Genomic DNA, 15,207 nt, shown 5'->3' on the forward strand with positions numbered 1-15,207 from the left:
CGAACTGGCGTTCGTCGTGGAACACCTCAGGGCAGCAGTTTCATGGCGTCTTTGTTGTCGATCATCTGTCGGGTGAGCTGATAGCCGAGTTCGCGGCATTAGTGTTCGAACTGGCGTTCGTCGTGGATCTCCTCAGGGCAACAGTTTCATGGCGTCTTTGTTGTCGATCATCTGTCGGGTGAGCTGATACCCTAATTCACGATAGGCTTCGAACTGACGTTCATCAAAGAACTGATCGACGGTCGGCTGGTTCGGATAGCTGGGGTTGGCCAGCTTGTAGGCATAGAGATCGCCGGGCAGATCCCGCGTCAGGGAAGCCTTGATATAGACAAAGCGACCGACAAAGGCTTTTTGCTCACCGGCGTCTGGGTAGACGATGTCGCCGATGGCGAAACCACGTTGCGACAACTGGTATTTCTCGTCGTACATGCGTTCGTGGTTTTCGCTGCCGGCTGCGCTGCTGCCGGGCAGTACGCCTGAAAGGTCGAACTTGGCGTTGGGAAAGCGAATGGAGATACCGAAATCGACGCGGATACGTTCGATGGCGTTGCCAAAGTCATCGAAGGTGGCGTCTGGGTCGGCGCCGCCGTCCGACAATATAATCACCGGTGTGCGCCGGCGCACCAGCTCATAGAGCCCTGTGTTGTCGAAATGACCGCCATCGGACAGTTCAACCAGCAGGCTGTCTTCGGCGTGGCCAAAATTAAGCAGGCTGCGCAGGCCCGGGAAGAAATAGTTGGGGCGCATGAATTTCTGCAGGGCGTGCAGGGGCGTGGAGGGATTGTAGGCCCAGTACCCCAGGCGCAGTCCCAGAAAGGTGAGGATAAACGACATGAATGGATTGGTGCTGCCGCCGGCGCCGGATACACCTGAGTGAGGATTTTCGGCAGCACCAGAGATCGACATGGCGCTTGCCAGGGTCATATTGCCGCCGGCGAACTTGTCGGTGCCCGTGTAGTGAGTAGCGTCGCTGCCGCAATAGAGTGAAGACAGCAGAAAACTGTCCCCCAGGCGGCCGCGATAGCGGGGTGTTATGGCGTTATTGAGGATGATGTTGCAGTTGATCAGGTGGTAGGGCGACCAGTTGTCGGAGGCGGCGATATCACTCAGAGTGGTGGTGTTGGCCCTGGCACCGCGCTGGCACAGCGGTGCCGTTGGATCTACGGCGGGTGCCTTGAGGAAGGTTTCCATCAGGCGGTCGCGGTACATTTTGTGGGGTGATACCTGGTTGATATTGACGAAAAACGGAATTGTCAGCCCGGCGAGGATAAACAGTACTGGCCAGTAGGAGTCTGCGTCATTGCGCAGCAATTTATGTACGCTTTCGGCCAAAATATAGGCGGCCAGAAAGATAAAGAAGATAAAGGCCAGGGTGCTGATAATGGTGAGAAATCGAGTGAAGCCTCCTTGGGTACTCTGCTTTTCGTTGCCTGCTTCGGTGTTCTTGCGAAACTGGCGGATGGACAGCAGTATGCCGGCCAACCCGGACGCCATTGAGCTGTATAGCCCCTTGTCGCCAAGGTCCAGGGTTGCGCCGAATACCAGCAGGGCGGCCAGGGGCACGGCGGCAAAAAATAGCGAGCCCGCAATGCCTTTGAGCAGCAAGCCAAGGCTGCGCTGCACCTTGACCCGGTAACAGTAGGCGTGGGCAAAGAACGTCTGGAATACCGTGCTTATGGCATAGCCGAAAACGGTGAGCAGAAAAAGCCCGGTCATGGTCGCGGCGGCTAGCAGAAAAAACACGGAAAACTCGACCCTGTGGGGCAGCACTTCCAGGTGTTCCGCCTGTAATGTGAAAATGCTGGCGGGAATTTTGCGGAGCAGGCCTTCTACGCTGGCGGTGTTGATGGCGGTGAGGTTGAGCAGTGGGTCGAGTACACCTGTGGTGAGCACCAAGGAAAGCAGAAACATAGCCAGGCTGATTAGCAGGGTGTAAGCCACTACCGAGTGAATAACGCTCAGCAGTACAGAGCCTGCCAGGGAGGCGATGCCCAGCTGGGCCGGTGTCAGGTATTTTCCGTGTTGGCGGATATAGCTGAGGATTTTGTTGCCGGGGGCTGTGCTGTATTTACTGCCGGAATAGCTGTCGATTTCCCCAAAGGGGAAGACCCTGAATATTTTCTGATACCAGCTCAGTGCGGCGCCTGTATAGCCACCGCCCGAAACGGTGGACAGATAGGCCAGCTTGTCGAAGGTTGTGGGTTTGCCCTCCACCAGAAAGCGGTTACGCAGCGCCTGAATCACGCCTATGGCAAAGGATGCGGAGCGAATGCCGCCACCGGACAACGCCAGACCGTACCAGGGCCTTTGCTTGTGGGGGTAGTTCTCCGGTTTCATGTAGGTGTAGTGCTCGCGCACATACTCCTTGTACTGCAGTTCTACAAAGTCTTTGTAATCGGTTTTCAGGTACTCCTGGTGCTGCGCATCGAAGCTGCGGGCCAGGTTTTTCTCGATCAGTTTTCGTTCCGCCGCCATCACCTCATCGGCGCTTAGAGACGCAGGTTCCGTAAAGCCAAATTTTTCCAGCAAACGTTTGAACAGCCCCATTTGAATACGTCCTGGGTTAGGGATTCAGTATCACATCAGCAGCTTTCTCGGCCGCGGTGTAGATCGCGGTGACGATAAAGAAGCCCGGGATGCGCGGAAAAACTGATGCATCGACCACTCGCAAGCCAGTGACACCCCGTACGCGGAACTGGCTATCCAGCACGGCCATGGGATCGTCGTCGGCGCCGATCGGACAGGTGCAGGAGGCATGGTGGCCCCAGGCCTGGTTGCGGATGTACTCGCGTATTTGTTCGTCGGTTTGAACGTTTTCGCCGGGCACTTCTTCTGCGGCGATCAGCCCTTTGTCCTTCAGGGGTTGAGTGAGGCTGCGTATAAATTTGACACCCTGAACCACGGACTCCAGGTCTTCGCCACTGGCGTCGTTACCCTCGTCGAAATAGCGGAAGTTGATATGGGGCTTGTCCCTGGGGTCATCGGAGCGCAGCGTCACTGAGCCTGCGGTATTGTTGGTATGGGCCTTGAGAATGGCCCAGGTCAGGTAGTTCAGGTGTTCAGCCAGGAGTTTTGAATAGCTGGGAAAATAGCCCTTGAACAGACCCAGCAGGGCGAAACAAAACAGGTCTGGCAACGGGCGCTGTGGCATCGAACGCTTGATCACCGCCAGTACGGCGCCGTTGCTGGTGTAGACGCCCGAACGTTTCTCGTCCCATTCCTTGTACTGCGGATCGCCCTTGGCATATTTGGCGCCTTCCAGTACTTCCCAGTGATCGAAACTCATGCGATTGACGACACCCACTTCGTAGCGATCCTGCAGGTTCTGGCCGACGCCTGGCAGGTTGTGTCGTACCTCTATTCCATGCTTTTTCAGCTCGTCCTGCGGGCCTATGCCGGACAGCATCAGCAGCTGGGGGGTATTAAAGGCACCACCTGCCAGTATCACTTCTTTGCCTGCGAAGGCCTGGCGCTTGTCCGTGCTCTCGCCGTGGGGCTGGCAGTGGGCCCGGTACAGGCGGGCGCCCTTGAGGTATTCGACGCCAATGGCGCGCTTGCTATCATCGAACAGCACGCGGGTCACCAGGGCATCCAGTTCGATATGCAGTTTGTCGGGATGGGCCTGCTGCACATCCAGCAGACGCTCCCGTGCGCCCATGCGCTGGTGATTTTTGGTCGCCAGCGGTGGATAGCGCAGCCCGGTGGCATTGTCCTTTACCAGGCGCCAGTCGTTGGGATCGCCGCTGCCCTGGCGCAGCCACTCGCCGCGCTTGAAGGGCTCGGCCAGTTGAGAAAAAGCGCTTTCTACAGAACTGACCAGGGTTTTTACCAGGTCGCCATCCCCCAGTGCGCTTTTGGGGATGGCTTTCTCGGTGTGCAGCCAGCCTTTCCAGCCGTGTTTGCTGGGGTTGGACAGGCGGCTGAGCAAACGGTGATCCGGGCGGTGGTGGCAGTTTTCGAGTGTCTGGAAGTAGCCCCGCATATTGCGGGCGTTCCAGGAGTCATCGCCGGTGATGCGGCCTATATGCTCCCAGTCGTCATTGTGGGGGCAGACCGTGATCATGGCGTTGTGGGTCGTACAGCCCCCCAGGCAACCGGCACGGGGGTAGAGCACGCCATCGACATCTTCGCCTTCGTAGTTGGCAGTGTATTTTGGATCCTTTTTTTGCTGGGCGTCATCGCCATAGTGACGTACAAAGAAGTCCCACTTCATGGCGCGGTTTTCACTCGCTATGGCGTGAAATACCGGGACGTCGTAGTCCTCCGGCAGGCGGTTGTCGTCGGACAGGGCGTCGCCGCCCGTCAGGGTGCGTGGGTCACCGCCGGCTTCAAGTACCAGTACAGAGCAGCCGTTTTCCGCCAGCCGGGCGGCGACGGTGCCGCCGCCGGCACCGGAGCCCACCACTATATAGTCATATTCAGTACTCATGGTTCGCCGCTCCGGGATCAGAAGGTTTTCAAAAAGGCGATCAGGGCCTGTTTGTCGTTGTCGTTGAGGCCTTCTTCATCCACCAGATAGTTGGTGCCGAAGTAGTGGCCCTTGTTGACGACGTAGTCCGGGCACTTGCTGACGTCCAGCAGCGGATCTACCAGGTTGGCAAAGACGCGGCGTGCATCTTCATCGGTGGCGTTTTCCGGCAGAGCCTTGAGATCTCGCTTGGCCTTGAGCAGGATTTTGACGACCTTGCCGCGTTCCTCCATGTCGATATTGGACAGCAGGTTGATGGGTGTGCCGGCCGGGATGGGCCCGATCTCCACGCCAGCCTCACCAAACAGCCAGGGCAGCCAGCGGCTCAGCGGCCCCTGCAGGGTCTGCAGAAAGTCCGGCAGATAGCCTGTGTCTACCCGCAGGTAGCTCGAGGCCGGCGTTTTGTCGATCATCCCCGGGTGGGTCTTGCCAGAGCGGGTAACAACACTGAAGTCGCCCTCACGTTTTTCCGGCCAGAGCAGCTTCTCGATGGCATCATCAAAGGAGGCCATGCGGTCATCCACTGATCCTGTCCATTTGAACTCGCCCAGGCTGTTATTGAGCAGGAAGGGCGCACTGGACCAGGCGCTGATCAGGGAGGCGGGGCGGGAATAGCCGCGGCCACCTGCGGGCATTACATAGTCGCGTACTTCGCCACTATAGGGGTGCTGTACCCGTATGCTGCCGACGGCGGGCAGGCCCTTGTAGGACTCGGAGGTGAAGTTGTCCCAGATATTGCCTTCCAGGCCATTGGTGGCCAGCGGGCTGCAGGCGTTGGTCTCAAGCTGCGTCACAGGCACCCGCATTTCGCTGGAGAGGAAGTTGTTGTCCAGAAAGTCGTCGGACTGGACTATGGGGCGCATCATGGACTTGAATTCGCTGCTCTGGGTCCAGGTCCAGTAACGGCTCCAGCACTGCAGGTAGTTGCTGCTGACACAGCCCTTGTCCGGGAAGAACTCGGCGGTTTTTTCCGGCAGCTTGCTGGAGTGACAGCGGGCACAGGTGTCGGCAAACACGGTTTTGCCCCGTTCCAGTTCGTTGGCATCCTGGCTCATGTGGGCCGCGCCGCCGGGGGCATTGGCCAGGTAGTCTGGCTGAGCCGAGGCGAGGAAGAACAGCGCTACGTCCGGTGTCTGGGCTTCGTTGGCATTCCAGTAGCTGGAATTCTTGCGGGCGACTTCAATCTCGAACGGGGTGATTTTCTTGCCCCCGAGCAAAGCGCGGAAGTGCTGCAGCCACTCCTCGCTGAACAGGCCGATATTGATATAGACCCGATTCAGGGCGCCCAGCGCCCCCACCGAATCTGCCCCATCCTTGAGTACGCGGGGTGTCAGCACCTGATCCGGTGCCTGGTAAAACTGTTGCAGTGGGCTTGAGGGCGGCACAATCGCCAGGTCGTTGAACTGACGGTTGTTGAGCCCGCCGCCGGCAAGCTCTTCATGACCGTAGCGGGATGCAACGTCCATGCGTGCGCCCAGGTTGTAAATGGCGTTCATGGTGCGCGGGTTGTTGATGTAGTCCGATGAAATCAGCGAGGTATCCAGGGCGCCGGGGCGTGAGGTGTGGAAAAGCTGATAGGCGAAGCTGCTGGGGTCCGCGTCCCACATGAAGATGCGATCAACCCAGAAATACTGTGCGCCCGGGTTGGAGTTGAGGTTCTCCCATTTCGGATGTTCCGGATCTGCTGGCGGATTTGAAGGGTTGGGGCCTACATGGCAAAAGCCACAGGACATGCCGACACGATAGGGTTTTACCAGATCCTTGCTGGCATAGTAGCTGCGGTCATTGTAGTAGCGCTCCGCATCCCAGTTGGCTTCGGCCTGGGCGTCAAAGTCGGGGTTGGGGAACAGACGCAGGCCGACAATGCCAGTGCCGTAGCCGTAGTAGGAACCGGCCGGAATATTATCGCCGCGGGCGCCAATTTTGACCCCGGGGTACTTGTCTTCGTTTTCAAACGGGTCCGGCCCGCAGGAGGGATCACGCCGATCGAGCCAAAGGCCGTAGCGGTCCTGGCGTGGCGCATCGCCCTTGATGTAGCAGGGCTCGTTCACCACGCCCATATACTGCCAGCGGTTATCGCGGCTGAACTTGAGGCTGGGGTGGTTGGATACGGTTTTGAGAAAATCCAGGTTTCCCACACTGATGTTGGATATCTCGTTCCAGAGGGCATCGTTGCCTGCGGTCCAGACGACCCAGTTGTTACGCCCACGCACTATGGCTTGCTGTGCCTCCTGGGGTGAGATGCCGGGGATATAAGGATCAAGCCTGCGGGCTACTTCCACCGGGTCCTTGCTGATGCCGTAATCCATGTCGGCGTAGTAGTCTTCTTCTGAGCCTTGCAGGGAATCGGCCAAGCGGCCGACGCACAGCGCCTCGTCCCGCACATTGCCGGCGCCTTCGCCACAGAGGCTTTGCTGGGTTGAGCAGGACGATACCAGCAAAGCCAGCATGCCTAAAACAAAGGGGGTTCTGATCGACTTCATATCAAAAGCTCCGTGTTGATACGGGTAACGCAGCATATGGGCAGATCGCACAGCGACAGGGGCATATTCGGTGCAAATGGGGCAGGGGAGGCCCTGGCCGGTGCTAAAGCAGCACACAGGTATCTTGAAAAATTGCAGAATTTAAGCTGACTAACAGAACGCATCCCTGCCTCCGTGACCTTCGTTCATTTGAACAATGAGCCAAGTATAGTTGCAAAATAGAAGTCGAAATTTGCGGCGGGCTGGAACAAGTTTGATGTGATTGTAAAAGTTCAATAAAAATCATCTATAGGTGAGGTGGCTTGAGTTAATAATGTTTTAAACGACTGTTTTAAATAGGTTTTATAGTTATTAAACACCCTGGTTAAGTTCTAATTAAAATTAGATTAATTCATGAAAAAAATTCAGTGTTTGAAATTGTTGATATGGGTAATAATTTTTTAATTTATTGTTTTATATGAATAAAATTATTTTTAGCTAATAGGCCTGTGAATGGCGATTTCGTGGTTTAGATGAGTTTTGTGGTGGGTTTGCTGTGCGGTGCCCCAGGCGACTTGATCGGCTGAAATTCATTGGCGCGGGGCTTGAGCGAAAAGAAGTTCGCATCTGTTTTCGCTGGTGTCGCGAAAAAGCGTCGATTTTAGAACCCGTTTTCACGTTTTTTCTGGCCGCCCAATCAGGTTATGGCAGCAGATGATAAATTTCCCTGTAGCAGAATAGAGACGATATTATTTCGATTATGTCGAATTGATTTAAGGCGCAAAAGTACAAAACGGGGATTTTGGGCAAGAGACAGAAAGTTAATGCTGGGACGTTGAAATATGGCGGCGACGGGTTAATGCAGTCCCGCTGCAGTACTTGAATACACTGTAGCGGGCGCTGTGTGCGGTTCAGTAGCTGAAGGTCAGTTTAGATTCAGGTATTCATCCATATTTTCAGGGGTCACCAGTTTGAAGGGTACCCAGACTTTCTGGTCGACGTCCTCGTTTCGGGCCAGCTTTATGGCCGCATCAATGGCGCCACTGCCCTGACCGGCTGCATCCTGGAACACAGTGACGTCCAGATCACCCGCCTTCATGGCCTGCAGGGCATCCTGGGTGGCGTCTATACCGGCGATCACTATCCTGTTCATATCGGCGCCGACCGCTTTCATCGCCTGAATCGCGCCTATGGCCATCTCATCATTGTTGGCAATCACCGCATCAAACTCGAGACCGGATGAAAGCCAGTTGGTCATGATGTTGTTGCCCTTGGTGCGCTGCCACTCGGCGGTTTCTTCCGCTACGACTTCCATGCCGGAGCACTCGGGTGTGGCGATGACGTCATGAATATCCTTGGTACGCTGAATACCGGCCTGATCGGTGAGTGCTCCCATCAGCACCAGGACTTTGCCCTTGCCGCCGAGCAGGCGGCAGACCTCTTTGGTTTGCAGGGTGCCAGAGTCGACTTCGTTAGAGGCAATAAAGGCCTGGTTATCGGGCAGCATGTCGACGTTGATCGGCTGGCGGTTAACGTATACCAGCGGAATACCTGCGGCGGCGGCATCATCGCTCATTGCCACGGTTGCATCGGTATCCACCGGGTTGACGATAATGGCATCCACGCCGGAGGCGATAAAATTCTGAATCTGGTTCAGCTGGGTGCCGACCTCATTCTTGCCGTCTTCAATCTGCAGGGACACGTCGGCGTCCTTGGCATGCTGTTCCATGCCGGTACGCAGCACCGTCAGGAAGTTATCATCGAAGGTCGACATTGCGACGCCGATATTCAGTTCGGCCGCGGCAACAGAGCCTGCAAGCATGCAGGCACCGAGGGTTGCGAGGGTGAGTTTTTTCATTTTCTTGTTTTCCTTGTATTAGTTGTGGTGCTTTAGGCACAGAGGCAACTGGCTCTGTGCCTTGGAAACAATGACCGGCTGCTAGGTAATACTGCCGGTCACCCTATACCTGTGTTATCGGCTGATGGTCTGCTTGAGGGCATCGATCGACGACTGGATGCCAGCCTCGGTCGACATGGTGAAATCCTCCATCTCCAGACTGACCCAGTCGTTGTAGCCCTGCATGCGCACGACTGAGAAGAACTCCTTCCACCATTGCAGGTCGTGACCGGCGCCGACGGCGACGTAATTCCAGGCGCGATTGGCGACGTCATCAACACCCTTGAGTTCCAGCAGACCATTGACCTCGGCCAGACCGCGCTCAATGCGGGTGTCCTTGCCATGCACATGGTGGATCGCCTCGCCCAGCGCCCGGGCCCCGGCGATGGGGCAGGCGCCCTTCCAGAACAGGTGGGATGGATCCAGGTTCATGCCGACTTTGGGACCGACTTCGTCGCGCAGCCGGAACAGGGTCTCCGGATTCCATACCAGCATGGCCGAGAAGTTCTCCAGCGCGTATTTCTCGACACCGGCCTCGTTGGCGAGCTTCACCAGGCGGTGCCAGAGCGGAAAGGCGCAGTCTTCCCACTGATAGCGGTCACGCTCGGGCATCTCGTTGGGCCAGCTCTTGGTGTAGACAAGCCAGTTCGGCACGCTGTCTCCAGGCGCTGCGGCCGGAAGTCCGGACATGGTCACGATCTTTTTAACACCGATTTCGCCGGCCAGGCAGACGGTCTGCTCCATTTCCTTGCGATGACGTTCGCCCATTGCGCCTGGATCGAGGGGATTGGCCGAACAGTTCAGCGCGGCGATCTCGAGGCCGCGGGCTTCGATCTCCTTGAGTTTGTTTTTCAGCAGGCCCCGGTCGGCCAGCAGTTCATCGGCACGAAAATGCGGGCCTGCGGACCAGCCGCCGCCGGTCATCTCCAGGCCTTCAACGCCCAGCGCTACACACTTGTCGAGCATCTGTGTGAAGGACAGGTCGGCCATTACATCGGTACAGATGGAAAGTTTCATACTGGGTCGCTCTCTTGTTATCGATTGTTATGGGTGCGCGGCTGACTGAGTGCTTAGGTGTACTCGACCCACGCCGCCCCTGCTTCGGCCGAACGCACGCAGTTCTCGAGCCAGCGCACGCCTTGGGTGCCGGCCTCGATGCCTGGGTAGTGGTGTGTTTGCAGAAAGGCTTCGTCGTCGCGCATCCTGGCGTCGATGGCCTGGGCAATCCACAGATAGATGTTGGCCCAGCTGTCACCGAGGCCTTCGGTGTGCAGCGCGCCCATGCGATCAACCGCGAGGCTCTCCTCTTCGAGGTAGGGCATGCCGTGGTGCAGGGTGCGGTTCGGTTCACCCTGTACTTCGTAAATCAGCTGGTCGGGCTGCGCATCGGACCATTCGATTGAAGCTTTGGATCCGACGAAGCGGTAGCGCTGGGAGCCCATGTTGCCTGCGTTTACCGAAGACGCCCAGAGGCGGCCGCGGGCGCCGTTATCGTAGTGAGTCAGCACAGTGGCGTGGTCTTCGAGCGGGGCGCGGGTTTGAATAAAGGCTTTGCGGTCGCAGAGCAGCTTTTCGATCTTCATATGGGGCAGCACCAGCTCGCTGAGGTAGTAGAGGTGCGTGCCGATATCGCCCAGAACAAAGGTCGGGCCGGCCGTTTCGGGGTTGGTGCGCCATTTTACAGCCTCGCCCGCACCCACATCGTCGCCCGAGTTGAAACCATGGGTGTATTGCATATCGACGATACGGATGTCGCCCAGCATGCCCTTTTTGACCATGGCGGCCATCTGGTGGACCAGCGGGTGGCCGGTGAAACCGTAGGTTACGCCCAGGATCAGGCCCTTGTCCGCGGCCAGTTTCGCCACCTCGTCGCATTCGGCGACGCTGAAGAACAGCGGTTTTTCGCAGATTACATGCAGGCCTGCTTCCAGGCACGCCATGGTGATCTCAAAGTGGGTGAAGTTGGGCGTTGCGATTGAAACAACTTCGACGCCGTCTTCCCGTGCAGTCTCGCCTGCAATGAAATCCTGATAGGTCGCGTAGCAGCGATCCTCGGCCACACCCAGGTTGATTCCAAAATCACGGCCGCGGGCTGCGTCCAGATCGAAGGCGCCAGCGAGCAATCGGTAGGTACCGTCTCGCAGGGCACCGGTGCGATGCTTGTAGCCTACCTGGCCGGTACGGCCACCACCCACCATGCCCCAGCGCAGCGGCCGTGCAATTTTCTTTTCGCCGTTCAACATGTCTAAACCTCTTCTTGTTATGTCGCTGATGCTGGCGACTGGATGCCTGCAGTTAGGCTCTCCGCCGTTTTTTTGCACTCGGGTGCAAAAAATATCCTGAAAATACCGGGGGAGTTTTGTCCCCCGGGACCGGTAATGCACCCGGTTGCAAGTCAGGAGATTAAAAATGCCCGGTCGCTGTGATCGAGCATTGTTTGCAACCGGGTGCACTGCGTCGTCAATAAAAAGGTGCGATTGCACCCGGTTGCAAGTAAAATACGACAACTCTCGAAAGGATGTCAACGGTGTAGTCTGGAAATGACCAAAAAAACGTTTGTGTCCGCCGACCGCAAGGTCACTGCAACGGATGTCGCCGAACGGGCCGGCGTATCAAAATGGACCGTGTCCCGGGCCTTTACGGACGGTGCGTCTATCTCGCCCCGGGCCCTGGAACGAGTGCTCGGGGCTGCCGAGGAGCTGGGCTACAGACCGAACTTGCTGGCGCGCAGTCTTTCCAAAAAGCGTACCAATATGGTTGGGCTGGTGGTCGACGAGATGGAAAACCCCAACCTGCTGCAGGTGCTGAACGAGGTCAGCTGTCAGCTGCAGCGACGGGGCTATATGCCCATGTTGCTGAACATCACCTCGGAGTACAGCTACAAGTCAGCGCTGACGCTGGCGGATCAGTTCCAGATTGACGGGCTTATTTTCCTTGGCACCGTGCTGACCGACGATCTGGTGCGACTGGCGCAGGATATTCGCCATATTCCACTGATCGTGCTGTATCGCAACAGTGATAATCCGGGTATCCAGGTTGTGTCTACCGATGGCTATCGTGCGGGTTATGAAATTGCCATGCTGCTGGCCGATCAGGGCTATCAGCGTATTGGCTACATGGCAGGGCCGGTGAGCGAGTCCACTCAGCTACAGCGCTTGGATGGTTTCAAGGCGGGTCTGCACGAGCGCGGACTGGTGCTCAGCAGGGTACTGGATGCCGGGCATTATGCGCGTGAGAATGGCTACAAGGCACTGAACCGGTATCTGGACAGTACGGCGCCGGATACGCGGCTAGAGGCGCTGTTCTGCGAGAACGATATCCTGGCCATAGGTGCGCTGGATGCGCTGCGTAACCGCGCCGACACCATACCGCTGGCCGTGGTGGGGTTTGATGACATTGAACTGGCCGCCTCATCGAGCTATGAGCTGACGACTTACCATCAGCCACTGCAGCAGTTGGTGGATGAAGCCATTCGAAGGCTGGCAGTCGGGGATTCCGCCGTACGGCAATTGCTGCTCCCGGGGCAGCTGGTGCTGCGCTCGTCACACCTGAGCAAAGCATAACCAGATACGCCGGCGCCTTTACACATTTTCGGCGATATGGATATCAAACGGCAGCAGATGCTGAGCGCTCTGCTCATTGCCTGAGCCGCCAGAGGATCGACCCTCCAGCGCGTCAATCATGGCCTGCACCGCAGTGGCAGCCAGGCGATCGCGGGGGTGCGAGATCACCAGGTCGATGATGCCGTCTACCAGAGCGGATTGCGTCTGATCGGTCAGCTCATTGCAGACGGTAATAATGCTGCGGGTGGCCGGGTTGTCCCGCAGCGCAGAAATTACTCCCTCGGCACCACCACCGGCGACATAGATGCCGACCAGGTCGGGGTGGCGCTGCAGCAGATCGAAGGTGGCTTCCTGCGCCAGGGCCGGGTCTTCCAGGCTGATAAGATCGTCTACGATCTGAAATTTTGGCGCATTTTCCCGGAAATAGGAGCGAAAGCTCACCTCGCACAGTTCCTGGCACTGGTAGCGGTGACTGCCCACCAGAATCGCGACCTTGCCCGGTGCCTTGCTCAGGCGGCTGATGGTCCAGGCGGCGGTACGTCCGGCACGACGGTTGTCGATACCGATATAGCTGACACGGTGCGTCGCACTGAGGTCTGTGAGCAATGTGATTACCGGAATACCCCTGGCATTCAGCTGTTCGATGGCGTCCCGGACCTTGGGGTGATCGGCTGCAACCACGGCCAGGGCATCGACCCGAGACCCCATTGACAGCAGCGCCTCGGCCACCGCCTGGGGTGTCAGTTCGTTGAGAAACTCTACCACCGGCTGTCCCTGAATTGCGCTGCTGGCGCGCGTGGCATCGGTGAGCGCGTCTGCCAGCAGGGAATAGAAGGGGGCGCTGCGGCGCTGCAGGATAAAGCCCAGCTTGAATTGCCCGGCACGCTGATCAATGCGAGCGCGGATCAGGCCGGTGGCCCTGAAGCCAATGGCTTGGGCTGCTTCCAGCACTCGCTGCGAGGTTTCCGGGCGCACCGGGGCACGACCATTGATGACCCTGTCTACGGTTGCGACGCCTACGCCGGCCTGGCGTGCTACATCGGCGAGTGTTGGGCGTGACATTGAGCATCTCCCAGTATCATAGATGATAGAACTATCATTTATGATGAAAATTTATGTGATACTTTTGATGCAATGTATCTTGATGATATTGTTTTATCAAGATCTGGGTGCTTAAATCACTGCAGCTCCTCAGGGAAAAGAGTGGCGACACATTCTGTAGTTGATTCGTTCATTGTTGTCACTTAATCAATCTCTGTTGCCAGGTGACGATATATTTCGGCCTTGCAGTATATAAAAATAATAAGAGGTATGTACTCATGAAAACTCTACACCACTTATGTATTATTTTATCTGCTGCTGTAACTCCTGAATTAATTCTATTGATGCCGAAGTTTTTCACGGCCCTGCGTTCGTTACTTTTCAGCCCACGCGTCTCAGGTCTCACAATCGATGGTTGCCACGGCGTGTACATGGACTCAAACACCTCGGCTCCAACGTTTGGGCCCCAGCAGGCGGCAAGCCAACGGGTACTGAAGGAGTGGTCGCTGAGAAATAAGACAGCTGCCCAAACTGTTCTTATTTGACACCCTGGCGATTGGTAAGTATTAACTCGTTTAAATAGCGTTCTTGTGAATATGCCGGCGTTATTTTTATTTATAAAATTAAATGAAATTTATTATATTTGTAAATAAATACAGTTATCTAAATATTATTTAGTTATAAGCTAGAGCATAAAACTCCAATCAATAAAAATTGTATAGGTCATATAATGACGTTGAAAATAGGCGTTATCGGCACTGGTGCCATTGGCAAGGATCATATCAGACGCATCACGCGTAACCTCACCGGTGGGCGGATTGTTGCGGTGACTGATGTGAATGCCGAGCAGGCGCATGGGGTTGTGCAGAGCGAGGGCATAGACGCCCGGGTATACGATACGGGTCTTGATCTTATCAATGCGCCTGACGTTGATGCCATTATTGTGGCGTCCTGGGGACCGACCCATGAGGAGTTTGTGCTGGCCGCCATTGCTGCGGGCAAGCCGGTGTTCTGCGAAAAACCGCTGGCCGTGACTGCCGAGGGCTGCCGCAGGATCGTCGATGCCGAAATAGCCGCGGGTCGCTCGCTGGTGCAGGTGGGCTTCATGCGCCGCTACGATCAATCCTATAGGCAGCTGAAAAAGGTGCTGACAGATGGCGTTATCGGCGCCGCCCTGACACTGAACTGTGCTCACCGTGCGCCTGAAGCGCCGGGTTTCAGCGGTGATATGGCGCTGACCGATTCCTGCGTGCATGAATATGATGTGCTGCGCTGGCTGCTGGATGATGACTATGTCAGCGCCCAGGTTATAGTGCCGCGTCCCTGCCAGCAGGCTGGGGTGGAAGGCTATCAGGATCCCCACGTGATCCTGTTGCGTACCCGCCAGAGTATCCATATTTCCATCGAAAGCTTCGTCAACTGCCAGTACGGCTACGACATTCAGTGTCATGTTACCGGTGAAAAGGGTATCGCCAGTCTGCCGGAGCCGGCCAGTGTGCACCTGCGCCACCAGGCCAAATCCAGCCATGCGATTTTGGTGGACTGGAAGGATCGCTTTATCGACGCCTTCGAGGTTGAGTTCCAGGAGTGGATCAATGCCACGGCCAGGGGCGAGATGGACGGCCCCAGTGCCTGGGATGGCTATGTGGTTGCACTCACTGCCGATGCCTGCGTCAAGGCCAAGTACAGCGGCCAGATTGAGCCGATCAGCCTGCCCGAGCGCCCGGCGTTTTACGGGCGCTGATACTGGCCCCCTTGATGTAATAGCCACAACGT

10 protein-coding genes are annotated in these 15,207 nt (G+C 56.7%); 3 read left to right on the forward strand and 7 right to left on the reverse strand.

Annotated features, from left to right (window positions below; translation table 11 throughout):
- On the forward strand, nt 1-182 hold a 182-nt coding region (locus MPRO_RS26195; protein WP_216821315.1), incomplete at its 5' end, for a hypothetical protein.
- Here MPRO_RS26195 and MPRO_RS15270 read toward each other — a convergent pair.
- The 6 genes from MPRO_RS15270 to MPRO_RS15295 form a co-directional block, all read right to left on the reverse strand.
- Nucleotides 133-2,547: a patatin-like phospholipase domain-containing protein gene (locus MPRO_RS15270; RefSeq protein ID WP_067294477.1), complete on the reverse strand. Its 2,415-nt coding sequence runs from the start codon at nt 2,545-2,547 to the stop codon at nt 133-135. The two genes, MPRO_RS26195 and MPRO_RS15270, sit on opposite strands and share 50 nt — an antisense overlap.
- A 16-nt stretch (nt 2,548-2,563) precedes the next feature.
- Nucleotides 2,564-4,429, reverse strand: coding sequence for a GMC family oxidoreductase (locus MPRO_RS15275; RefSeq protein WP_067294479.1), 1,866 nt, complete (start codon nt 4,427-4,429; stop codon nt 2,564-2,566).
- Between the two features lie 17 nt (nt 4,430-4,446).
- Nucleotides 4,447-6,951 (reverse strand): hypothetical protein, encoded by a 2,505-nt coding sequence (locus tag MPRO_RS15280; RefSeq protein ID WP_067294483.1) that lies wholly within the window; start codon nt 6,949-6,951, stop codon nt 4,447-4,449.
- Nucleotides 6,952-7,855: 904 nt separating this feature from the next.
- Entirely contained in the window at nt 7,856-8,788 is a 933-nt protein-coding gene (locus MPRO_RS15285; RefSeq protein ID WP_067294486.1) for a sugar ABC transporter substrate-binding protein, read from the reverse strand.
- A 114-nt stretch (nt 8,789-8,902) separates the two neighbouring features.
- Nucleotides 8,903-9,844, reverse strand: coding sequence for a sugar phosphate isomerase/epimerase family protein (locus MPRO_RS15290; protein ID WP_067294489.1), 942 nt, complete (start codon nt 9,842-9,844; stop codon nt 8,903-8,905).
- A 53-nt stretch (nt 9,845-9,897) separates the two neighbouring features.
- A complete protein-coding gene (locus MPRO_RS15295) occupies nt 9,898-11,070 on the reverse strand; it encodes a Gfo/Idh/MocA family protein (RefSeq protein WP_067294492.1) in 1,173 nt (390 codons plus the stop codon).
- A gap of 297 nt (nt 11,071-11,367) precedes the next feature.
- On the opposite strand from MPRO_RS15295, the gene MPRO_RS15300 reads away from it, so the two are divergent.
- Nucleotides 11,368-12,390 carry a LacI family DNA-binding transcriptional regulator gene (locus MPRO_RS15300; RefSeq protein WP_067294496.1) on the forward strand — a complete coding sequence of 341 codons (1,023 nt, stop codon included), beginning with the start codon at nt 11,368-11,370 and terminating at the stop codon, nt 12,388-12,390.
- A gap of 18 nt (nt 12,391-12,408) precedes the next feature.
- On the opposite strand, the gene MPRO_RS15305 is transcribed toward MPRO_RS15300, so the two are convergent.
- A complete protein-coding gene (locus tag MPRO_RS15305) occupies nt 12,409-13,452 on the reverse strand; it encodes a LacI family DNA-binding transcriptional regulator (RefSeq protein ID WP_067294500.1) in 1,044 nt (347 codons plus the stop codon).
- 709 nt (nt 13,453-14,161) lie between these two features.
- On the opposite strand from MPRO_RS15305, the gene MPRO_RS15310 reads away from it, so the two are divergent.
- A complete protein-coding gene (locus tag MPRO_RS15310; RefSeq protein WP_067294503.1) occupies nt 14,162-15,175 on the forward strand; it encodes a Gfo/Idh/MocA family oxidoreductase in 1,014 nt (337 codons plus the stop codon).
- Nucleotides 15,176-15,207: the final 32 nt, after the last annotated feature.

This window comes from Marinobacterium profundum (assembly GCF_001528745.1).
GTDB lineage: Bacteria > Pseudomonadota > Gammaproteobacteria > Pseudomonadales > Balneatricaceae > Marinobacterium_A > Marinobacterium_A profundum.